A 22,285-nucleotide genomic window follows, 5' to 3' on the forward strand; every position below is an offset into this window, starting at 1 on the left:
GTCAAATCTACCTACAAAACATTACCATCCTTTATATAATCATAAAGCTTATTATCAACTGGTTTCTCCATAATCATATTCATCGTAACAACCGGTAGCTCTTTTCCGTTTTTGTCTTGCATTTCAGTTTGTTCTACACTCGCTTTATCAGGCGTTGCTTTCCCTAAATAGTAAAAGTCGCTTCCCTCGTCATCATCTTTTTTCACAAAAATATGGACGTCAATATTATTTTCTTTAGCATCAATAATTGTCTGAACTTCATTTGACTTTAATGTTCTATTACTTCTTGTATACCATTTAAGAACATCTTGATTAAGGAATTCATCACCATAGTTCACACTGGATTCTACTTCATCATTTTTATGATATGTGATAAATATTGGACAAGTATAATGTTTTGTTTTATAACCATATACAGTTGAAGTTTCATCAATATGCCAATTTAAAAGTTTGCATACATCTTTTCTTGAGTACTTTTTATATATAGTCAGGTTACTATCACACTCATAGTTTTTGTTTTTTTCTTTCGCACTTCTAATGATGTCCATTACCATATACTTAAAGTATTCATTCTGTTCTAAACTTTCTCGGATTAAATCATTAAACATATACGTCTTATCTTCTTGCAATGCGATAATTGGCTTTTCCCCATATTTTTTCTGGCCATTCTGTGTAAAAAACGATAACTCAAAGACCCGCTGCACAGAAGTAATCGTCTCATCATTTGTTAAGCAATTAGATTTCTCCAGTTGTTTTAGATACGCATCTTTCTCAACTTTTTCTTGCTTTAGTAATAATTCTAATAAAACAATTTCATTTTTACGTTTTCCATTCAATACTTCCAATGAAAACATTGTTAAAACTTTATTCTCGTACTCTGTTAATGCTGGGACATCTTCTTTCATTTTCAATAGGAACTGATAATAGTTCGAATATCCTTCCACAAGTACAACCGGATCAATAGAATGATTTACTATAAAGTCATATAGATATGGAATTCTTCCTATTCTATTTTTCAACTCAGCAAAAGCTTCCTTTAATACTTTCATTGCTGTTAAATTACTATTATTAATAGCTTTAAAGATTTGCTTTTTCGCTATCTCTTCAAAGTTAACTGTTGAAATACCTTTAATATAACTCGTATCATTTGTATATCTACGTATATTATCTTTATTTTGCGATCTATCTCCTGAAAGGGCAATCGGAATTAAATAGTTGTTTTTATAGTTTCCAATAAAATCAATAATCGTAACAAAATCTTTCGAATCGTGTTTTCGAAGTCCACGCCCCAGCTGCTGTATAAAGATAATACTTGATTGAGTTTGTCTTAACATAACAACTTGGTTCACACTCGGAATATCAATTCCTTCATTAAATATATCTACCGTTAAAATATAATCGAGCACGCCATTTTCTAATTGATTCACGCGCAGTTCTCTTTCCTGTTGGGAATGATCGCCGGTTAATGCAAATGTGCGAAAACCTCTATTATTTAAGGCATGTGATAATTGTTCTGCCTCATCTTTTCTGCTGCAAAACATTAGTCCTGTTACTTTCTCACCGGAAAAACCGTAATATTTTACTTTTTCAACTATATGATCTACTCGTTCTTCCGTAACAAGTTTAGATAAAACCGTAGTGTCATCTATCTTTTCACCATTATATTCAAAATCAGTTACTCCAAAATAATGGAAAGGACAAAGCATATCTTCTTCAAGCGCTTCTTGCAAACGAATTTCATAAGCAATGTTGTAATCAAATAGCTCATAAATATTAAAATTATCTGTACGTTCAGGTGTAGCAGTCATTCCCATTAAAAATTTCGGTTCAAAATAATCAATAACCCTATGATAAGAACTAGCACCAGCTTTATGAACTTCATCTATTAAAATATAATCGAATAGCTCAGGATCAAATTGATGTAAATTTTCCTCTTTTGAAATGGTTTGGATCGTCGCAAATAAATATTTAGCATTCATTTGCTTATTTGATCCTGATAAAATCCCAAAATCCTCATCTGCTCCACCAAGAACTTTTTGAAAATCTGATTTCGCTTTATTTAATATTTGTTCTCGATGAACTATAAATAGCATCCGTTTAGGTGCAAAATTTCTGACATCAAATGCTGAAAGATATGTCTTCCCTGTTCCTGTTGCGGAAATAACTAATCCTTTTTCTTTTCCAGCTTCTCGAATAGCTTGTATTTCTTTTAACGCAGCTTGTTGCATTTTATTCGGAGTAATTTTCAAAGCTTCTTCAATTGAATTATGGTATTGACTAGGTAATTCTATAACTCGATCTAGCATCTTATTTTCTGCAACTTGCTCATATATTGTTTCGTAATTTCCAATCAATTCTTCAGTTAATACTTGAGAATGCTCCCAGACTTCTTCAAATTGATTTTTAAAATGTTGAACAATCTCTCCATCTTCATGCGATGTTAACTTGACGTTCCATTCATAGTTTACCTTCAAAGCATGTGCAGTCAGATTTGAACTACCGACAATTAATGAACAATGTGTTTTGTTATCAAATATGTATCCCTTTGAATGAAAACCAGATAAGTTTGTTAATCTTACTTCTACATTTTCAAGTTTTATTAACTCTCTAAACACTTTCGGTGTATTAAAATTTAAGAATGTAGATGTTAATATACGTCCTTTAACCCCTTTTTGTTTAAGATCAAGGAAATGTGATTTTAAAGTCGCCAGCCCACTTTCCGTAATAAAAGCCACTGAGAAAATAAAGGATGTACTATTTTCTAACTCCTCCAACAATGAGCTTAAAACATTTTCATTTTTTTTCGTATTGTTTACTAATAATTTTGGCTTATATATTCCGGGATGATTATGTTTTTGATCAATAAACCCTTTATATAAAGATCCCTCTAATTTTTGAATGAAATTCTCCATATGATCACCATTTATGACAAATTTTTATACTAATTGTATTACTCACTGATTTAAAGTGCAAATTTATTGCAATGTAAAAAACTATCCGCATAAAACGAATAGTTTTTAATCAAATCACTTTACAATCGATGCCTTTGATAATTTCTCAATAGTTGGGATATCCGCAGGTGCCCACTCTAAAGCTGCTAGTTCATTGGGATATAACCATTTAATGGCTACATGCTCAGTTAAAACTGGGCTTCCTTCAACAAGCTTACAATAAAAAGTTTTCAAATGAACAATACCAAAATCATACTCATAGGCTGTATAATCAATTTGTTCACCAATCTGCACACTACAATGCATTTCTTCATTAATTTCACGTTTTAGAGCCTCTTGAGGTGATTCTCCCTCTTCTATTTTTCCACCTGGAAATTCCCACATAAGAGGTAGCGACTTAGAAGGTCCTCTTTGCGCACATAAAATTTTCTCATCTTGAACAATTACCGCTCCAACAACATAAATATTTTTCTTCATTATGTCCTCCTTAAATCTCACTGAAACTCTATAATTTACGTTCCCACACCTTATAGACTGAAAAATGCTTTTATATCTTTTAACGACTAATATATTTTTAATCAGTAAGATAGATTTTATCTATTCCTATCTAGCACCTTTAATGTAATTAGCCTAACACTCTCATCTCTTTTATATTATATAGAAGTAACTCCAAAAATAAAGCATGATTGAACACTTCCCTCTTAAGCCTCTTTTTTCACCATCCCCCCATACCACCCATCACTCTCCTCCAAAAACACTCTACTATCCCCACTCCCCTTATAAAAACTCTCCCAACCCCTCTCCCTCAAAATCCCCTTCCAAGTATCACTCTGGGCCATCCTCCTAATCACATCATCCCAATAAGCAACCTCTTCTTCCGTCATATCTTTCGGTCCCATAATTCCTTTCCAATGCTGGAAGACGACGTCGATTCCTTGTTCTTTCCATGTTGGAATTTCAGGTAATCGGTCTAGACGTTTTTCGGAGGATACGGCTAATATTTTTATTTTGCCGGCTTTGTATTGCTTTTCGGCTTCGGATAGGGTCATTGTTGCGGCGTTGATTTGTTTGTTCGTTAGGGCGTTTATGATTTTTTCTTTGTTTTCATAGACGAAGAATTCTAGTTCGGCAGGGTTTATGCCGAACGCTTTGCTTACTTGTACGAAGGATAGGTGATCGTCGTTTCCTAGGCCTGGGGCAACACCGATTTTGAAGTCTTTCTTGTCTTGTTTTAGTTGTTCCATTAGTTGGTTCGCGTTGTCTATGTTTGAGTCTTTTGATACGACAACGACTTCCCAATCCGACGCTAATGTTGCGAGCGGTGTGAAGTCTTTATATGTTAGTTTACTGTGGCCTAGTAGGTTATTCGTTATAAGTAAGCTTGAGTTAATCGCAAGTACGTGACCGCCTTTTTGTTTCGTATATTTCCATCCGACATCACCGCTGCCGCCTACTTTGTTTGTGACAGTGATTGGTTTTGTGAAGATTTTTTCTTCTGTCAGCGTTTTTTGCATCGCTCGCGCTGTTAAGTCCCAGCCCGCTCCTTGAACGTTTGGCGCAACGATTTCTACTTTGTCTATGTTTACTGTATTCGTTTGAGGTTTTTCCGAAGAACAACCAGCTATTACTCCTGTCACGATCCATATACATAACAATAATCGTTTTTTCATCACCCTCGTCCTATTCGATACTTTCGTTCTGGTCGTCCGATAATGCCGTATGTGTACTCTACTGTGCATTCATTTGTCGCTACTAAGTATTCTAAATATCTTCTTGCGGTTGTTCTGGAGGCCCCCATTTGTTCTCCCATTTCTTCTATTGTAATTCCCTCTTCGAATCCTTTTATAATTCCTTTCACTTTTTGCAGTGTTAACGGATCAACACCTGTCGGTAAGTTTTTCAAATCTTGTATTTGTGAAGTTCCGAAGAAGTTATCGATTAGCGCTTGATTTACTTCATTGTTACTATGTAATAGTTGCTTCTTTCTTTTATAGTCTTCAATTGTGCGAACAAATTTTTCTAACGTGACCGGTTTTATAAGGTAGTTGCTTACGCCATTTCGAATTGCTTTTTCTAACATATGGTTTTCATTCGCCGCTGTAACCATAATGACGTCAACGTTTGGAAAGTCAGCATGGATTTTCGATAATAAGTCGGTTCCAATTCCATCTGGTAAATAATTATCTAATAGAAGTAAATCGATTTCTTCCTTTTGTAGTAGTTCCATCGTTTCTTTTGCGTTTAATGCTTTTCCGATAACTTTTACATCTTTTATTTTTGATAAAAACTCCGCCTGAATTTGTGCTACGCGGAAATCATCTTCTGCAATTGCAACCTTTAACATATACCCATCCCCCTGTTTGTCATTTACTTTCTCTTAATGTTTTCGGAAGGTAGATTGTAAAAATAGCTCCTCCATTTTTCTCGTTCTGAATTTCAATTGTTCCTTCTAGTAGATCTACCATTTCTTTCACATTCGCTAGCCCGTAACCACGATTGTTTCCTTTCGTTGAAAATCCTTTTTGAAAAATATTCATGATTTTCTCTGCTGGTATTCCTATCCCGCTATCTACTACTTCAAAAACAATATCGTGCCCAATATCCGTAACGAAGAAAGAAACGTTCTTCTCCCCTTGTTCACTCACCGTATCAAACGCATTATCGATAATGTTTCCAAGGATCGTAATAAGGTGCGAAACTTTTATATGATCTGGTAGCGGATGAAGTGCACTATCTCCTTCAATATGAAAATCGATTTTCTTCTCAGACGCTGTTCCAAGTTTCCCCAATAAAATAGCTTGTACTTTCGCATCATGAATTTGATGGAATAAAATATGGTTTTGGCTTTGATGAATATTAGATTCTTGTTGGATAAATTCAATTGCTTCTCTGTAGTGCCCTAACTGCAATAAACCTGATAAGACGAAAAGTTTATTTGTAAATTCATGTGTTTGAGCGCGTAAGTCCTCTGAATACTTTCTTACCTCAGATATTGTGTTAACAAGGTTTTGCAATTCAGTTTTATCTCTAAAACTACAGACAACACCTACCGTACTATTATTTTCAAGTATCGGTGTCATGTTTAAAATAAACACTTTATCTTGAAACGCGATTTCTTGATCGTTTTCTAGTACTCTCTCCATATTAAAATCAGGTAAAACTTTTGAAATGTGCTGCTGCATATAATCACCGTTTACATGCAGCATCTCTTCTGCCGAAATGTTCATCATAGTAATAAAACCGTTTTGATCAATCGCAATAATCCCTTCTTTTATAGATAGTAGTATTGCGCTTCGTTCCCGGTATAACGCTGCGATTTCATTCGGCTCTAAACCAAGTGTATCTTTCCTGATACTACGTGCTAAAAGAATGCCGCCAACAATTCCAACTAGTAATACCGCTAAAGAAAAGAGGATAATTTCTTTCGTTCTGCTCAATATGTTAGATTCAATACCCTTTATTAAAAACTCTACTGTAACAATGCCTACAACTTGATCGTAGTCTCCGTTATGAACGATAATGGGTGCTTTCGCCATTAAAGCCGGACCACTTACTCCCTTTCCTTCGAGCGTATAATACCCTCCAAAAGTAAGTGCTTCATAGTTATATGGATTGTTACTCTTTGTACCAATCAACTCCGAATTAGAATGTGAATACATAACCCCATAGCGATCTTCCACAATTACATAATCTGCACCAGCTTGCTCGCGAACTTGTTCCGCAATGGATTGAATGGTACTTTTATGCTCGTTATATTGAAAAGCCTCTTTTATAGCTGGCATAAAAGAAAGAGATTTAGCCGTTTGCAGTGCTAACTGTTCCACTTGGCGCTTCGTATCAACGGACTGAATGTAAACAAATATTCCCGCTAACAGGAGAACGACAAATAAAATTAATGTAATAATTAAGCCTAATATTTTCGTTTGTAATGACACTTTACGTGATTTTTTCATCCTTCATATCCTTTGATAAAATATTCAAAAATATCAATCTCCTTTTCTATTATTATGACAAAACTGAAAATGAATCAACTATTAAAATCTCCATGTACATAAAGTACAAAAAGAATAAAATTGTCATAATATTGAGATTACAACTCAAGAATAGTACAATTCAACTATAATGAACGCGCTTTCATATATATTTTTTGTTTATAAGCACGAGGAGGAATTATTATGGCTCAAGCAAAATCTAACCGAGTCGCTGGCAATATCTTTAAAGGTTCTGTCGGCAATTTAATTGAATGGTACGACTGGTATGTTTACTCTGCTTTCGCCGTTTATTTTTCAGCAGAGTTCTTTCCTAAAGGAGATCCGACTAGTCAATTACTGAACACAGCCGCTATTTTCGCAGTTGGATTTTTAATGCGCCCTATCGGAAGTTTATTAATGGGACGATATGCAGATCGGCACGGACGCCGGGCAGCATTAACTCTTTCCATTACGGTTATGGCCGGTGGTTCTTTAATTATTGCCTGTACACCTAGTTACGAAAGCATCGGTATTATGGCACCAATTATTTTAGTTCTTGCTCGTTTACTTCAAGGATTGTCACTCGGCGGAGAGTACGGAACTTCCGCAACGTATTTATCTGAAATGGCTAGTAGTGGACGCCGTGGGTTCTATTCAAGCTTCCAGTATGTAACGCTCGTTGCAGGGCAGATGGTTGCGTTAGGTGTTCAAATTGTTCTTCAGCAATTACTAAGCGAACCAGATATGAAAGCTTGGGGCTGGCGTATTCCGTTCATTATTGGAGCGATGGGCGCAGTAGCTGTATTATGGCTTCGCCGCACGATGGATGAATCGGAGCAGTTCTCAAACATGGAATCTAAAAATCGTGAAAGCGCAGGAACAATTCGCGCTCTTATGAAACACCCAAAAGCAGTATTAACAGTAGTCGGCCTAACACTAGGAGGCACTGTTGCATTCTATACGTACACAACATATTTACAAAAATTCATGGTAAACACAGTCGGTCTCCCGAAAGAAGTTGTAAGCTGGATTAACTTTGTCGCACTACTTATTTTCGTAGTACTTCAACCAATTGCGGGGCTACTATCCGATCGAATTGGACGTCGCCCACTATTAATGGCTTTCGGTATTCTTGGAACCTTACTAACAGCACCAATCTTCTTCTTTATGGAAAAAACAACAGAACCCATCGTAGCATTCTTACTTATGATGGTCGGCCTCATTATCGTTACTGGGTACACTTCAATCAACGCAATTGTAAAAGCAGAACTCTTCCCAACTGAAATTCGCGCACTTGGCGTAGGTTTACCATATGCACTAACAGTTGCGATATTCGGCGGAACAGCTGAGTTCATCGCTTTATGGCTAAAGAGTATCGGAATGGAGTCACTATTCTACTTCTACGTAGCTGGATGTATCGCGATCAGCTTTATCACATATTGGCGTATGGCAGAATCTTCGAAGACTTCGCAGATTGAGGCGGAGTTGAGTGGTGAAGATAGTTTAAAGAACGGTACTAGTTCAAAATAGTGAATTACAGAAGGTCACCTTGAAGAGGTGGCCTCTTTGTATAACCTGTCAACCAACCCCACCCATACAAAAAAAAGACCACCAAAAGGCAGCCTCAAAACTCAATCATATTCCCCACTCCACGCTCCACCGCTTTCTCATACAAATACTTTGCAACAATAATATCTACTACCGCTAAACCTACTGATTTGAAAATAGTAATCTCTTCATCGTTCTCTCTACCAGTTTTTTCCCCGCTTATAATTTGACCAAGTTCGGCGTGGATGTCACTTGCCTTAAATAAGCCTTCTTTTATCGGAACTTGAAGGTCACCGGTTTCTTCTAGTGCTGCTGCTTTTGATTCAACTACTACTTTGTTTGCGTTCGCGACGGCGTGAGATGGTAGTTCTTGCATGCTCGGTCTGAATGAACCGACGGCGTTTATGTGGACGCCTTTTTGCAATGTTTCTGTGAAGACTGGTATGGATGCATTCGTTGTTGTGACGATGATGTCGGCTTCACTTATTGCTTCATCTGGATCCCTGTAAACGTATGCAGGTTTATTGAATTTCTCTTGTATATATTGTGCAAATGCATAGGCCTTTTCTTCCGTTCGGTTATATAGAATGACTTTTTCGATATCTCTAACCGCGAATACAGCTTCTGCAATTCCTTTCGCTTGTTCCCCTGTGCCGATGATGCATAAGTTTTTTGCGTTATGACGAGCTAAATGTTTTGTCGCTACACCTGATAAGGCGCCTGTTCGGATCATTGTTAAATAAGAACCTTCTAAAAGTGCGAGTGGTTCTCCCGTTTGAAAGTCTGATAGCATCACAATCCCGTTTATCGTTTTCTTTCCGAGCTTCTTATTATGAGGGGCTACCGTTACTATTTTTACTCCAAGCGCCTCAAGTCCTTCCGCGACTGAAGGCATAATTAACGCGGTATTTTGTTCACTCGCAAATGGTAATGAGCCGCGAATTGGTGTGATCGTTCTTTCTGCGGAAAATTCTTTTAAAGCAAGCGCCGCATATTCAATGACTTCCTTCATATTTACTAAGTTTTTTTGTTCGTTCGCGCTTATGACTAGCATATTTGTTCACCCTTTTCTAAATTCTTCTCTTCACTAGATGCAATATTTTCGTTTACGACCTGTGCTCCTACTAAATCACCCGTAATATTTACAACTGTGTGGCCCATATCAACGAGCGGAGAAACAGCTGCGATGATCGGGATAATTGTTAGCGGAAGCCCTAGTGTAGAGAGTAAAATGGTCGCGGTAATAACGTCCGCACCTTTTACTCCGGCACAGCCGGCTGCAAGGACAATTCCTAAAAATACAGTTTGCATAATAAGCCCAAATGTAATCGGAATTCCATATACATTTAATGCGAAGACCGCTAAAACACCGAGCGCCGCTGATAGTCCGTTCATATTAACAGTGGCTCCAAGCGGAATGGTGAAACCAGCTACCGATTCAGGGATACGAAGTCTTTTTTGCGCAACTTCCATCGTTACCGGAAGAGTAGCGCTACTTGATGTTGTACTAGCAGCTACGAGCATAGCTGGACTCACTTGTTTGTAGAAGTGAAGTGGGCTTATCTTCCCGAAAATTTTCAGTACAATTGGGTACATAATGAACAGAATGAGTAGTAATGATAAGTAATCAGCTACTACATAGCTAACGACCGCAGTAAGCATGTCTGCTCCAAATGTGCCAACTACATGAGCAATTAACGCCATAATTCCGTACGGAGCAAATCCAATAATGATTTCTGCAATTTTAATCATTATTTTTGATCCTTCATGAACTAATTTACGAGTTCCTTTCGCTTGATCGCCAAGAAGAATAAGTGCCATGCCGACAAAAATAGCAAAGATAATAATTTGAAGCATACTTGTTTCTGCAGCCGCTTGAATGATGTTAGAAGGAAACCATTGTACGATATTATCTATAAAACTAAATTCCTCTTCTTTAAAGTTCTGCCCATTCGCAAGAAGACCTTCTACTCCTTTACCAGGATTGATAATATAAGCAATTACTACGCCGATACTTGTCGCTAATACAGCTGTCATTGCATAGTAAATGAAAATTCTTCCGCCAATTGCCCTTAACATTTTCGGATTTTCAAGTTGTGCGATACCTGAGACGATACTTAAAAAAGTTAACGGCACGATAATCATTTGTAATAAACGAATAAATATATCCCCAATCGGTTTTAAAACAGCTACTTTCGGTCCAAATACTACCCCTAACGCAATACCGATTAATGCCCCTATCAAAATTTTCACAGGTAAATTTAATTTCCGCCACCACTTCATCCAAAGGTCCCTCCCTTAAGAAAACATTAAGCTAACAAAAACCCCCGATTCAAAACATCCCTCGGATCTACAACAAACTGATGAAACCCTGTAATAAATGCCTGCCCTGTCACTTTCGGAACGATTGCTTCATATTTATCTACCTCTGTTACGGATAATACTTCTCCCTCAAATTGGCCGTCAGTGATACATTCGTGGATGAAAGTTTCTCCCTTTTGTAAGGCATCTTTTTCAAAAAGGGTTGCGATTCTTGCGGAAGTTCCTGTGCCGCAAGGGGAACGGTCTACTTGCCCGTCAGCGAAGATCGTTACATTTCGTAAAGTAGCGTCTTTTCCTTTCGATTCATCTGAGAAAATAACGCCGTATATTCCTTTTAAACCTTCTTCAAGTGGATGTTTTACTTCCATTTGACTCTCAATGTAGTGCTTAATTTTACCGCCCCACGTTTGAATAGCAGGTAAATCTTTGAAATCGACTTTCAAACCAAATTCTTTACAGTCTACAACAGCGTAGAATGCTCCGCCAAATGCAATATCTACTTGAAATTCATAGTCATCTATTTTGATAGGAACGTCTTTCTTATATACGAACGAAGGAACGTTTTCAAATGATACTGACTCTACTTCGCTCCCGTTATATTTTGCGTACGCAATGACTTCCCCAGCAGGGCTATCAATAATGAATTTTTGTTTTTCACCTTTCACTTCAAACATACCCGTCTCAATTCCAACTGTAATAACAGCAATAATTCCATGACCACACATCGTACTCCAGCCTTCATTGTGCATAAATAACACGCCAAAATCAGCATGAGGACTTGCAGGCGGAGTAATGATACAACCGTACATGCCGTGATGTCCTCTCGGTTCATACATAAGAATCTCACGAAGATGATCCAAATGTTCCATACAGTACGCGCGTCTTTCTAGCTGCGTTTCTCCCTTTATCTCTGGCACTCCGCCCGTAATGATTCGAAGTGGTTCTCCAGCTACGTGAGCATCAATTGTCGTGTATATTTTACTAATCTTCATTTCTATCTCTCCTTCATATTTTCTATAACCTTTTCATTGCAAGTATCATGCCAACATGCCGAGCGTTAATTTGTTTACATTTTTCTGAAAAAGGTGTATCCTTTTGGCAACAAATCTGTATACCACTGTCTACTTTTTTATAAAGTTACACTTTAATCAGTGGGTGTCTTTTCCATTCCCACTGATTATTAGCCCACACCAATCGGGCCTTTACGGATAGCCCGACTTCCACCTAACACCCTCGCATTCGCTGATTTTTGAGGTGGGAATCTTACTGTCCACAAATAGCGGGATAAAATCTTTGGAGGATATACTATGAAACAATTCGATAACTTTGCAGTTCCAACGTTACATACACTCCTTTCTTACGTGGAAGAAGCGATTTCTATCGTAAATACGAAGGGTGTTATGTTGTACTGGAATGAGGCAGCAGAAAAAATGTATGACATAAGAAAAGAAGATATTATCGGTAGAAATGTGCAGGAGTTCTTTTCAAAAGAAGATATTATGAATTTAAAAGTTCTTGAGAGCGGGCAACCGGTTCGAGATATTTATCATCTTCCTCGGCCAGATAAGCACGTACTAATTAGTACGACTCCTATTTATAACGACAGCGATGAATTAGTTGGTTCTATGTCTGTAGAAAGAGATATTACCGCGACGATTAAGTTAAATGAAAAATTATCCTCTACTTCTGAAGAATTACAGCAATTAAAACAAATGATTCAACATCAGCAAGATGACCCCTTCAGCACGATTAAAGGAAATAATGCAACACTTCAACACATTATCCACAACATGAAAAAAGTAGCCAAAACCGCTGCGACGATTTTAATCACAGGAGAAAGCGGCGTTGGGAAAGAGCTCTTTGCCCAGGCCATTCATGAAGCGAGTCTTAGAAACAAGCAACCTTTTATCCCGATTAATTGCGGCGCTATCCCTGCCGCTCTATTTGAAAGTGAGTTATTCGGTTATGAATCTGGTGCATATACTGGAGCCGCTAAAGGCGGAAAAGCAGGAAAGTTAGAACTAGCAAATGGCGGCACTTTATTTTTAGATGAAGTGGGAGAACTACCGCTTGATATGCAAGTGAAACTACTTCGCGCTTTACAAGAAAAAGAGATTTACCGAATTGGTGGGCAAGCTCCGAAAAAGATAAACGTAAGAGTGATCGCCGCAACGAATCGTATGTTAGAAGATATGGTGCTCAGCGGGACATTTCGATCTGATTTATTTTATAGACTAAATGTTTTCACAGCTCACATCCCGCCGCTAAGAGAGCGAACGGATGATATTTCTTTTTTAGTGCATCATTTCTTAAAGGAATTTTCTTTTAAATATAACAAGCCCGCTCCTTTCGTTCATCAAGAAGCAATGAATCGACTGCATGCGTACTTTTGGCCGGGTAATATTCGTGAACTGCGCAATATAATAGAAAGATTGATTGTCCTTCATGACGGTAAAGAAATACGTGAATCAAATATTTTACAGCTATTGCCGTTGCAGAGGCCTGTCCATCACACAGAGCGTTCACTCACTGATGCGAAAAAGAACTTGGAGAAAACTAGAATTATACAAGCTCTCGAAGACACGTACGGAAATAAAAGCATTGCTGCGAAAAAGCTGGGCATGTCCCGGGCTAATTTATATAAGAAGCTGAAGAAGTATGGGATTACCTATGAAGTAGAGCGATAATAAGCGGTGTGTGTATGTTCATAAGCCAATAAAAAAAGTCATTTATTCATAGTGTGTAAGATTCATTGTGGAGTTTAAGCCACATATTCGTTCTTGGAAGATGATTCAATAAGATGATACATATGATTTTTTACTTACTTTGAATCCTAAAAATAGAAAGATTGTCAGGAAAGATTTATTGGTGTTGCTTAAGTTGGCAAAGCGAAAAAAATTTATAACACATGTGCCTTTAACGAAAGAGAAATCAAGAGCTTTACCTCCAACTACTCCCCCTTTAACCATAGAGGAACAAAAGGCTGTAGAAAAAGCAATTAAACAAAATATGTTAAATTTCCCTGAAGAATCGTTGTTAGTATCTTTATGTTTTTATCATGGACTTAGCACATCAGATATAAAGAATAGCTGTAAAAGTTATAAATTTAGTGGTTTAAAATTATAGAGCATTTCTTTGAATGAGGAATGCTTTTTATTTTTGCTTAAAACAAAAACTCACAATAAAAATTTTATTCAAATTAATAAAATTTTATTGTAAAACAATAAAATATATATTAAAATCAAAATCAGAATAAATAAGCGAGGTGCTTTTTATAGAAAAAGTAACAACGTTATTTTTAAAAGTAGCTGTTATTCTTTTAGGAATCCCAGTTCTTGCTCTGTGCATCTTTTTTGTGCCTGAGATGGCGAATCTTGCAGCAAAATTTCTTCCAGAGTTTTCTTTTATAAAATATCTCGTTTTCATCGCTTTTGATGCATCGGCGATACCTTTTTACTTTGCTTTGTATCAGGCTTTCAAACTCTTACGCTATATTGACAAAAATAAAGCTTTCTCCGATTTATCTGTAAAAGCTTTAAAGAAAATCAAATACTGTGCCATCACAATCATTATTTTTCATTTGCTAGTTTGGCCGCTCTTCTATATCTTTGCGGAAGTAGACGACGCACCAGGAGTTATCTTTGTCGGATTGGTTGTTCCTTTTGCTTCGATGGTTATCGCAGTCTTTGCGGCTGTTCTCCAAAAACTTTTACAAGAAGCAATTAATATCAAATCAGAAAATGATTTAACGGTCTGAGGTGAATAACAATGGCAATTATAATCAATATTGATGTGATGTTAGCAAAAAGGAAAATGAGCGTAATAGAACTTTCGGAGAAGGTTGGAATAACAATGGCGAACCTTTCTATATTGAAAAATGGAAAGGCAAAAGCGATTCGACTATCCACTTTAGAGACAATTTGTAAGGCTTTAGAATGTCAGCCTGGAGATATTTTAGAATACATAAGTGACGAAGACAGTTAAACATATTGAGGAGACTTAATGTAACAATTATTAGGGGAGGTATAACTATGGACATTAACAATTTGATTGTTGAAAATCTTGCTAACCCTCATGAGCTGGAGAGAATGTATAGAAAAGACCCGAAAACTTTTAAAAAGTCATTCTCACACGCATGGGAACAAAATTCTGATTCTCAGGTTCTTGGCGTTTGGTATGAAAGATTGCATTTCAATGAGACGGCAAATACAGAAAAATCTTCCTTGCTTCAAAAAGGTTTCTTATTCATGGGCATTTTAGCCATTCTGGCCGGGATAAGCACCAGAATCATTTTCCATTTTGTCGAACAGGAAGCAATTGCTCCAATTAACCTGGCTTTTGGTATAATTCCCTTTATTGCTGCCTATTTTGTTTACAATAATACTCCGAAAAAAAGTGTTATTTATTCCCTTGCAGCGTTGTTCCTAATCTCCGGGCTTTATCTTAATATGCTGCCATTAAATTATAAAGACAGTATTATCCTTGCTTATTTACACCTTCCCATATTCTTATGGGTATTGGTAGGGCTTGCATTTACAGGAAATGAATATTCAAAAGGCAGTACAAGATTAGCCTATATTAAATTTAATTTGGAATATTGTATTCTCTACGCCAGCATGGCAGTTAGCGGAATGATACTAGCAGCATTAACCATGCAGTTATTTAGCTTTGTTGACTTGGATATAGAAGACTTTTATTTTAGTAATGTCGTTTTATTTGGTGCCGCCGCTCTAGCTATTGTGGCTGCATATCTGGTATCAATGAATCTTAAACTTGCTAAGAATATTACACCATATATAGCTAAAATTTTTAGTCCTCTTGTCCTGGTCACATTGTTGGTCTATCTTATAACGGTTATATGGGCCGGAAAAAATCCATTCTTGGACCGCAATTTCCTGATAGCCTTCAACGGAATACTCCTTGGTGTATTGGCCGTTACCATATTTTCCATTACCGAGAGCGACTCAGACGAGAAAAAGAACATTTCAGATTATATAAATTTCGCCTTAATTGTTCTTACGCTTATCATTGACAGTGTGGCTTTGTCAGCCATCGTGTTCAGACTTTCTTCTTATGGGATTACGCCTAATAGACTTGCTGTTTTAGGAGTAAACATACTTATCTGGGCAAATCTAATTTGGATTATGCTCTCCTATATGCGTTTTCTACAAAACAAATCTGGACCTTCAACTATCCAAGATGCCGTTACTAAGTATTTGCCAGTCTACGGAATTTGGGCAGCTTTCGTTACATTTACTTTTCCTATAATTTTTAATTAGAAAGGCTCTGTTAATGTAACAAAAAGCTAATCTTCTATAACGTATAAAATCCTTAGAGCCGATATTATGCAGCTTTTTATACAAAGTTGCATAATATCGGCTTATTTTCATTACTAAAGTTAAAAAGAGGATATTCAAACTAGAAGACATAATATATTGTTGCAACTGGATTCTTTAAAAAATGAATCCGTTTTGATCAATCTTGATATGCTCCCCATTAGGTAGACAGATAAAAAATAAAATTTGTTTATCTAAGGGGAGTATTTTCTATGGCTCGAATAAAGTATTCTAAAGCTGAAAAACTGGCTATTTTAACCCTTTATAAAGATGGTCATCATTCAATAGCTGACATTACAGCTAAGTTTTCTGTTGATCCTGGTACGATTAGAGATTGGAAGAGAAGATATGAAATGAATGGTGAAGACGGTTTAACAGAAGCGACTTCTTGGAAGTCTTATTCAAAAGAGCTAAAGTTAGCAGCGGTCAATGATTATCTATCAGGACACTATTCGTTAAGCAAGGTTATCCAAAAATACAATATATCCAGTACTGCGGTTTTAGGAAAATGGATTAAAAAGTATAATAGTCATAGAGAATTAAATGATACTGGTAAAGGAATGAAAAACTCTATGACAAGTAGAAGAAAAACAACATTAGAAGAACGAATTCAAATTGTAAATTACTGTCTACAACATCAGAAAAGCTATCAACTCGCAGCCAAAAGCTATGAAGTTTCTTATCAACAGGTATATCAATGGGTCAAGAAGTTTGAAGCACATGGTGAAAAGGCACTACAAGACAAACGTGGTCGAAAGAAAGAGGAATATGAATTAACAGATGAAGAAAAGTTTAAGCTGGAAATGAAACGTTTAGAGCGAGAAAATGAACGATTACGTGCAGAAAATGCTTTTTTAAAAAAGTTAGAGGAACTCGAAAGGAGGCGTCGTTAACAAGCATTCGTCTACAAAATAAATATAAAGCAATTCAAGATTTACATGCGAACGAAAATCTGCCAGTGATCCTTTTATGTGAAATTGCCGGTGTATCTCGTGCCGCTTATTACAAATGGCTACAACGTACGCCAACAGCTAGAGAGTTAGAAAATGAAGCAATTCTTCAAGATATTCAAGCTATTTATGAACAAGTAGGAGGCATTTATGGGTATCGAAGAATGAAATTAAATATTAATAGAAGATACCATAAAAAGTTTAACCATAAACGCATTTATCGCTTAATGCACATCGCTGGATTACAGTCCGTGATTCGTCGAAAAAGAAAACGCTATGTTCCCTCGTCAGCGCAATATGTCGCTGAAAATCGCCTCAATCGTGAATTTACTGCAAGCAAGCCTAATGAAAAATGGGTAACAGATGTCACAGAGTTCAAATTAAGAAACGGAAGAAAAACATATTTAAGCGCCATTTTAGATCTTTATGATGGCTCTATTATTAGCTAAGTATTGGGTCATTCAAACAATAATAAATTGGTATTTCAAACATTGGACCAAGCTATCACTATATTAAAAGAGAATGAAAAACCATTGATTCATAGTGATCGAGGGTATCAATATACGTCACATGGGTTTAAGAGAAAAATAGAAAAAGCAAACATGATTCATAGCATGTCCCGTGTAGGAAAATGTATAGATAATGGACCAATGGAATCGTTTTGGGGAACATTGAAATGTGAAAAATATTACCTACATAAATATGAAACATTTGAAGCGTTACAACAAGCAATAGATGATTATATCCAGTTTTACAATAACGAACGTTACCAAGAAAGATTAAACGGCTTAAGCCCATTGGAATACAGGGTTCAAGCCGCTTAAAGTATTTTTATTATTTCCACTGTCTACTTGACAGGGAGCTGTTCATCTTTTTTCAAAACGGGTTCTATTAATTTAACGTAAAATATGGGTTTGCGAGGTATTTTTGATCAAACTTTATTATAAAGCTACAATTAGGAGTGTTGGTTATGGCTCATGCAAAAGATGTTTTATCAGATCAGTTGTTGGCAAATGCTAATGACCCAAGTTGGTACCTACCATTTTCAGATTCAGTAGAAAGATTGTCTGAGGAACATGCATTTTGGACGCCAAACGAAGAAAGTAATAGTATTGCTGAAATTGTGCAGCATCTACTATATTGGAATCAAACATGGCAAACAAGGTACCAAAAATCTCACGTTGATGCTGTGCCTTCAATAGGAAATAATAATAACAACTTTATTATTCCTGAAAATCATACTTTTGCTGCCTTAAAAAAACAACTATTAGAGGTGCTTTTACGTTGGCAAGAGTTATTATCTGAAGAAAAAGTTGAGAGAGAAGTTAATGGTTATCCTGGACACGTGAAATGGTGGGCAATACTTGGAAATGTGTCAACTCATAACGCATATCATATTGGCCAGATCATTTATATCCGGAAGTTGCAAAATAGCTGGAAAATAGATGCAGGAGTAGATGAATAAATAAAAGTTGCACTAGTACTACTTGAACTAAAGGTTGCAATAGTTTAAGATCTAGCTGTCATTATGGCAACTTTTCTTATTGTACAACGTGAAGGATAGTGAAAATTGCAAAGTTATAAGGACAGATTTAAACTTCGCATAAATCTGTCCTTATAGGGAAAAATATGTAAGGTATTGTGCTGGAAAGCACTTGCCTATTCTAAATAAGGGGTGAGATGAGTGGCTGATAAAAACGAACGTAACCGTGTCGATAATGATGCTGGCGAAGCGGTAGGAACTGGTGTCGGTGCTGTCGCTGGAGCTGCTTTGGGTTCTGTTCTTGGTCCACTTGGTACCGTTGCAGGAGCTGTTGCAGGAGGAGCGATGGGTAACAAAGTCGGCGAAGGTGCCGATGAGGCTAATGACAGTGTTGCGAACCGAGAAGATTAGACTTTAACCAAAGTGACACTGAATGAATTGGATTCCCAAAAAGGGAATCCTTTTTTTATTAAGTTAATTCAGCTTTTTTAGGTAAATTCCCAGTAAGATTGTGAATCAATTCGCTTAAAGTAACGGGTGCGTTAGTTCAACAAGCTATAAGCAGCAATCATAATCATTTTCTTGATCTTCCGCAATCGGACGCTTTAATTGAGCAAGGATCACAAAAATCATCAAACTTTTTTATAAAAGGATGATTCAATTGAATATAGAAAAAGCGTGTTTTAATCAATCTTTTTTCAAAGCACGCTTTTTCTATTTGTTCTTTTATCAAGGTTTATTAAGTTAATTTAATCAAACTGTTGCTTTAAAACAAAGTTTGTTCAAAAGTACTTACCAAGCCCTTATTTTGTGGTAATTAAAGATAATCCATTTTGAAAAAAGAATAATCAAAATGGCTTTCTATCAAACAGATTTAATTTTTCATTTTATAAAAAAGTTTAAACAAACTTACTTGGAATTTTTGGATTGCAGGAATAAAGCATCGCATCTTTTTTAGAAACGTCACAACTTTCTTCAAAACTTCGCGTCTTTTTTATAAACATCGTAACTTTATTTCAAATTCACACAAACTTTATTCAAAAGCTACACCGAAATTGTGTAAAGGAATTATTAAATTGAATTTTATTTTTAAAAATGGTAACTATTATTTAGGTATTAACGAACATTAATGGTAGAAACATACGCATTTCCAACCTACAACCAACCCCACACTCTACAAAAATATATCAACGATTATTCAATTATATCGACCGCAGCTCCGAATATATCGGCGATTCGACACAACTTATCGACTTATCGACAATTCCCTCGTTTTCACACCCCATATTCACCAACCACTCCCGCACCCGGTCCCGGCCGATGCCCAAAAGGACCCAACAAAAAAAATCCCCCAAAAACTCGGGGGACCCATCAAACCCTAACCGCCACCACATCCGGCACTTGCTTAGCAATCTCCTCACCAATCTTTATACTTGCTGTTGCCGCCGGAGACGGTGCGTTGCAAATATGCAGAGAATTGATGCCAGGGATAATGCAGAAGTCATCAACCATATTTCCGTTTGATAAAATGGCTTGTGCCCTTACACCTGCATGGGTTGGTACGATATCTTTTTCTGTAAGTTCTGGTATTAAGCGCTGCAAGCTTTTCAAGAATGATTGTTTACTAAATGAGCGCACCATTTCTTTTATGCCTTCTTTCATATTTGGCATCGCCATTTTCCAAAATCCTGTGTATGTCATTGTTTCCATGAAGTCTTTTATGTTGAAGTCTGTTTTCGTATAGCCCTCGCGTTTGAAGCTTAATACGGCATTTGGTCCTGCATGTACGTCTCCGTTTATCATTCTTGTAAAATGAACACCTAAAAACGGAAATTCTGGATTTGGAACTGGATAGATTAAATGTTTTACAAGATGGCGTTTTTCTGGGACAAGTTCATAATATTCACCGCGGAACGGAACGATTTTCATATCCGTTAATATTCCTGTCTTTTTCGCAATACGATCGCTATGTAATCCAGCGCAGTTAATAAGAAATTTCGTTTTAAATACACCTTGATTTGTCTCAATTGTTACAGCGTCTTTCTTCTCAGTAATACGCTCCGCCGCTGTTCCTAAATGTACTTCTCCCCCGCTTTCTTGAATTAAGCGAGCAAACGCATAACTTACTCCTCTATAATCAGCAATCCCGCAAGAAGGAACACGGATTGCCCCAAGTCCCTTTACATGAGGTTCAATTTCAGCTAATTCTTCCTTATCTATTTTTGAAATATGTAAATCGTTTTGTAAGCCTCTTTCATATAAGTTATGTAAAAGAGGAAGTTCGTCCTTTTCTGTAGCGACAATTACTTTCCCGCACATGTCATAAGCGATGTCATTTTCTTTACAAAATTGAACCATAGCTGCATTTCCTTCTTTGGCAAACTTCGCTTTATAACTCCCTGGTTTATAGTAAATTCCAGAATGAATTACTCCGCTATTATGTCCAGTTTGATGATGTGCAAGTTCCTTTTCTTTTTCAATGATCGCGATTTTCGCACGAGGGAATTTTTTCGTTAAAGCCATTCCAGTTGAAAGGCCAACAATTCCTCCGCCAATAATTATAAAGTCATACATCCTACTTCCCCCTTAATATGATGAAAGGCAGGCCTTTTTTAAGACCCGCCGTACATATTATTTAGAAAAACAACCACGTTGACGCATTAGTTCTCTATATAAATCTTTATTTTTCTCAAACGCAGCTCTTCCGTGCATCCAAAATAAGTTGTTTAAAAGAACTAAGTCACCAATTGGTAATTTTAATGCATGTGTTGCTGGCGAATTTTCAACAGAATATGATAAGTCTTTCAGATAGTTTGCTTGTTCAATATTATCTGGATAAGCGAACTGATCAATAAAACAAATACATGGTGCGTTATTTACATCAAAAAATGTTTCACGATAGACGATTTCTTGCGCATTTTTACTTGGTGGTGCTTTATACGTAACCTTAACAGATGCGAGCGAATGATCTCTAAATTTTTGAAGATCTTCCCAATCGTCTAAATGTAGTAAACGAGATTCCCCTCCTACTGTATTTTGCTCTTCAATTTTCATCATAAGAAGCCAATCTGTCGGTTCATCAACGAATGCACCGTCTGTATGAAGCGTAAACAATCGGTACGCTTGACGAAGATAAGAATCACTACTATCCGTATCTTTCACATTAAATCTAGCATAATACGTTCCTGTCATTGCATCAAAGTTTGGCTCCCCGATTAAATGTGTTAATGCTGTTGCAAATTTCACGTAGTCTGCTGGATCTGACGTTTCACCTTGTACCCCAATTGTAAATCCGCCTGTTTCACGGTCATGAACAATGCCGCGAATGTTATCCATAAATGATTGCCCAAAAATCTTTCTCATTCCATCAGCAAGATTAAATCGAGAATACGGAATGTATTGTAATGATTGCTCTGAATGCTCTTTTACATCTTCAAAAAACTGCTTAAGCAATTGCTGATTTAACACAATATGGTATAAACGCTTATGCTCTGGATGAGGAACAATCTCATATCCCTCATATTTCTTTGCAAATTTCATCTTCGTACTTTGTTCTGTAATAATCGACATTTCAATTCCTCCCTAATTTAAATATGAAGAACTTATTGACGTTTTTTACAGACAGTTATCCTTATCTTCTTATGCTGAGATTCGGTCTTACTGCCCTAACATCGAAAAAGCCAGTCATACGCATCCACGAAATAAAACCGTAGAAACGTACAAC

Annotated in this window: 18 protein-coding genes and 1 pseudogene; 9 read left to right on the top strand and 10 right to left on the bottom strand. The window is 36.6% G+C overall.

Annotated features, from left to right (window positions below):
* Positions 1-11 precede the first annotated feature (11 nt).
* From MR071_RS15870 to MR071_RS15890, 5 genes are all read right to left on the bottom strand, one after another.
* Entirely contained in the window at positions 12-2,912 is a 2,901-nt protein-coding gene (locus tag MR071_RS15870; protein ID WP_242236824.1) for a DEAD/DEAH box helicase, read from the bottom strand.
* A 114-nt stretch (positions 2,913-3,026) separates the two neighbouring features.
* A complete protein-coding gene (locus MR071_RS15875; protein WP_242236826.1) occupies positions 3,027-3,428 on the bottom strand; it encodes a (deoxy)nucleoside triphosphate pyrophosphohydrolase in 402 nt (133 codons plus the stop codon).
* 224 nt (positions 3,429-3,652) lie between these two features.
* Complete coding sequence (locus tag MR071_RS15880) at positions 3,653-4,621, bottom strand: tripartite tricarboxylate transporter substrate binding protein (protein ID WP_242236829.1); 969 nt, start codon at positions 4,619-4,621, stop codon at positions 3,653-3,655.
* A complete protein-coding gene (locus MR071_RS15885; RefSeq protein WP_242236831.1) occupies positions 4,621-5,295 on the bottom strand; it encodes a response regulator in 675 nt (224 codons plus the stop codon). Before MR071_RS15885 ends, MR071_RS15880 begins: the two co-directional genes overlap by 1 nt.
* Positions 5,296-5,314: 19 nt before the next feature.
* A complete protein-coding gene (locus MR071_RS15890) occupies positions 5,315-6,904 on the bottom strand; it encodes an ATP-binding protein (RefSeq protein WP_242236834.1) in 1,590 nt (529 codons plus the stop codon).
* A gap of 222 nt (positions 6,905-7,126) precedes the next feature.
* Here MR071_RS15890 and MR071_RS15895 point away from each other — a divergent pair, with 222 nt between their 5' ends.
* On the top strand, positions 7,127-8,452 hold the full coding sequence (locus MR071_RS15895; protein WP_242236837.1) for an MFS transporter: 1,326 nt from the start codon (positions 7,127-7,129) through the stop codon (positions 8,450-8,452).
* Between the two features lie 94 nt (positions 8,453-8,546).
* On the opposite strand, the gene MR071_RS15900 is transcribed toward MR071_RS15895, so the two are convergent.
* The 3 genes from MR071_RS15900 to MR071_RS15910 are packed head-to-tail and all read right to left on the bottom strand — an operon-like array spanning position 8,547 to position 11,784.
* Positions 8,547-9,524 carry an ornithine cyclodeaminase family protein gene (locus MR071_RS15900; RefSeq protein WP_242236840.1) on the bottom strand — a complete coding sequence of 326 codons (978 nt, stop codon included), beginning with the start codon at positions 9,522-9,524 and terminating at the stop codon, positions 8,547-8,549.
* Complete coding sequence (locus MR071_RS15905; RefSeq protein ID WP_242236844.1) at positions 9,518-10,753, bottom strand: dicarboxylate/amino acid:cation symporter; 1,236 nt, start codon at positions 10,751-10,753, stop codon at positions 9,518-9,520. Before MR071_RS15905 ends, MR071_RS15900 begins: the two co-directional genes overlap by 7 nt.
* Before the next feature lie 26 nt (positions 10,754-10,779).
* A complete protein-coding gene (locus tag MR071_RS15910) occupies positions 10,780-11,784 on the bottom strand; it encodes a proline racemase family protein (protein ID WP_242236847.1) in 1,005 nt (334 codons plus the stop codon).
* A gap of 315 nt (positions 11,785-12,099) precedes the next feature.
* Between MR071_RS15910 and MR071_RS15915 the strand changes: the two genes are divergently transcribed.
* The 8 genes and pseudogenes from MR071_RS15915 (at position 12,100) to MR071_RS15950 (ending at position 18,972) form a co-directional block, all read left to right on the top strand.
* Complete coding sequence (locus tag MR071_RS15915) at positions 12,100-13,479, top strand: sigma-54 interaction domain-containing protein (RefSeq protein WP_242236849.1); 1,380 nt, start codon at positions 12,100-12,102, stop codon at positions 13,477-13,479.
* A gap of 193 nt (positions 13,480-13,672) precedes the next feature.
* Positions 13,673-13,918 (top strand): hypothetical protein, encoded by a 246-nt coding sequence (locus tag MR071_RS15920; RefSeq protein ID WP_242236852.1) that lies wholly within the window; start codon positions 13,673-13,675, stop codon positions 13,916-13,918.
* Positions 13,919-14,066: 148 nt separating this feature from the next.
* Positions 14,067-14,549 carry a DUF2975 domain-containing protein gene (locus MR071_RS15925; RefSeq protein ID WP_242236918.1) on the top strand — a complete coding sequence of 161 codons (483 nt, stop codon included), beginning with the start codon at positions 14,067-14,069 and terminating at the stop codon, positions 14,547-14,549.
* A gap of 11 nt (positions 14,550-14,560) precedes the next feature.
* Positions 14,561-14,776, top strand: a complete 216-nt coding sequence (locus MR071_RS15930; protein WP_242236854.1) for a helix-turn-helix domain-containing protein — start codon at positions 14,561-14,563, stop codon at positions 14,774-14,776.
* 47 nt (positions 14,777-14,823) lie between these two features.
* Positions 14,824-16,071 carry a DUF4153 domain-containing protein gene (locus MR071_RS15935; protein ID WP_242236856.1) on the top strand — a complete coding sequence of 416 codons (1,248 nt, stop codon included), beginning with the start codon at positions 14,824-14,826 and terminating at the stop codon, positions 16,069-16,071.
* Between the two features lie 269 nt (positions 16,072-16,340).
* A pseudogene (locus tag MR071_RS15940) lies at positions 16,341-17,902 on the top strand (IS3 family transposase).
* Positions 17,903-18,048: 146 nt separating this feature from the next.
* Positions 18,049-18,543, top strand: coding sequence for a DinB family protein (locus tag MR071_RS15945; RefSeq protein WP_242236857.1), 495 nt, complete (start codon positions 18,049-18,051; stop codon positions 18,541-18,543).
* 219 nt (positions 18,544-18,762) lie between these two features.
* Positions 18,763-18,972, top strand: a complete 210-nt coding sequence (locus MR071_RS15950) for a glycine zipper domain-containing protein (protein WP_000764044.1) — start codon at positions 18,763-18,765, stop codon at positions 18,970-18,972.
* Between the two features lie 960 nt (positions 18,973-19,932).
* Here MR071_RS15950 and lhgO read toward each other — a convergent pair.
* Both lhgO and glaH read right to left on the bottom strand, forming a co-directional pair.
* A complete protein-coding gene (gene lhgO / locus MR071_RS15955; protein ID WP_242236859.1) occupies positions 19,933-21,135 on the bottom strand; it encodes an L-2-hydroxyglutarate oxidase in 1,203 nt (400 codons plus the stop codon).
* Between the two features lie 57 nt (positions 21,136-21,192).
* Entirely contained in the window at positions 21,193-22,131 is a 939-nt protein-coding gene (gene glaH / locus MR071_RS15960; protein ID WP_242236861.1) for a glutarate dioxygenase GlaH, read from the bottom strand.
* Positions 22,132-22,285 lie beyond the last annotated feature (154 nt).

It is taken from the genome of Bacillus cereus group sp. BfR-BA-01316 (assembly GCF_022664195.1).
GTDB lineage: Bacteria > Bacillota > Bacilli > Bacillales > Bacillaceae_G > Bacillus_A.

Coding starts and splice junctions, on each gene's coding strand:
- MR071_RS15870 (WP_242236824.1), bottom strand. CDS start 2,912: ATGGAGAATTTCATTCAAAAATTAGAGGGATCTTTATATAAAGGGTTT.
- MR071_RS15875 (WP_242236826.1), bottom strand. CDS start 3,428: ATGAAGAAAAATATTTATGTTGTTGGAGCGGTAATTGTTCAAGATGAG.
- MR071_RS15880 (WP_242236829.1), bottom strand. CDS start 4,621: ATGAAAAAACGATTATTGTTATGTATATGGATCGTGACAGGAGTAATA.
- MR071_RS15885 (WP_242236831.1), bottom strand. CDS start 5,295: ATGTTAAAGGTTGCAATTGCAGAAGATGATTTCCGCGTAGCACAAATT.
- MR071_RS15890 (WP_242236834.1), bottom strand. CDS start 6,904: ATGAAAAAATCACGTAAAGTGTCATTACAAACGAAAATATTAGGCTTA.
- MR071_RS15895 (WP_242236837.1), top strand. CDS start 7,127: ATGGCTCAAGCAAAATCTAACCGAGTCGCTGGCAATATCTTTAAAGGT.
- MR071_RS15900 (WP_242236840.1), bottom strand. CDS start 9,524: ATGCTAGTCATAAGCGCGAACGAACAAAAAAACTTAGTAAATATGAAG.
- MR071_RS15905 (WP_242236844.1), bottom strand. CDS start 10,753: ATGAAGTGGTGGCGGAAATTAAATTTACCTGTGAAAATTTTGATAGGG.
- MR071_RS15910 (WP_242236847.1), bottom strand. CDS start 11,784: ATGAAGATTAGTAAAATATACACGACAATTGATGCTCACGTAGCTGGA.
- MR071_RS15915 (WP_242236849.1), top strand. CDS start 12,100: ATGAAACAATTCGATAACTTTGCAGTTCCAACGTTACATACACTCCTT.
- MR071_RS15930 (WP_242236854.1), top strand. CDS start 14,561: ATGGCAATTATAATCAATATTGATGTGATGTTAGCAAAAAGGAAAATG.
- MR071_RS15935 (WP_242236856.1), top strand. CDS start 14,824: ATGGACATTAACAATTTGATTGTTGAAAATCTTGCTAACCCTCATGAG.
- MR071_RS15945 (WP_242236857.1), top strand. CDS start 18,049: ATGGCTCATGCAAAAGATGTTTTATCAGATCAGTTGTTGGCAAATGCT.
- lhgO (WP_242236859.1), bottom strand. CDS start 21,135: ATGTATGACTTTATAATTATTGGCGGAGGAATTGTTGGCCTTTCAACT.
- glaH (WP_242236861.1), bottom strand. CDS start 22,131: ATGTCGATTATTACAGAACAAAGTACGAAGATGAAATTTGCAAAGAAA.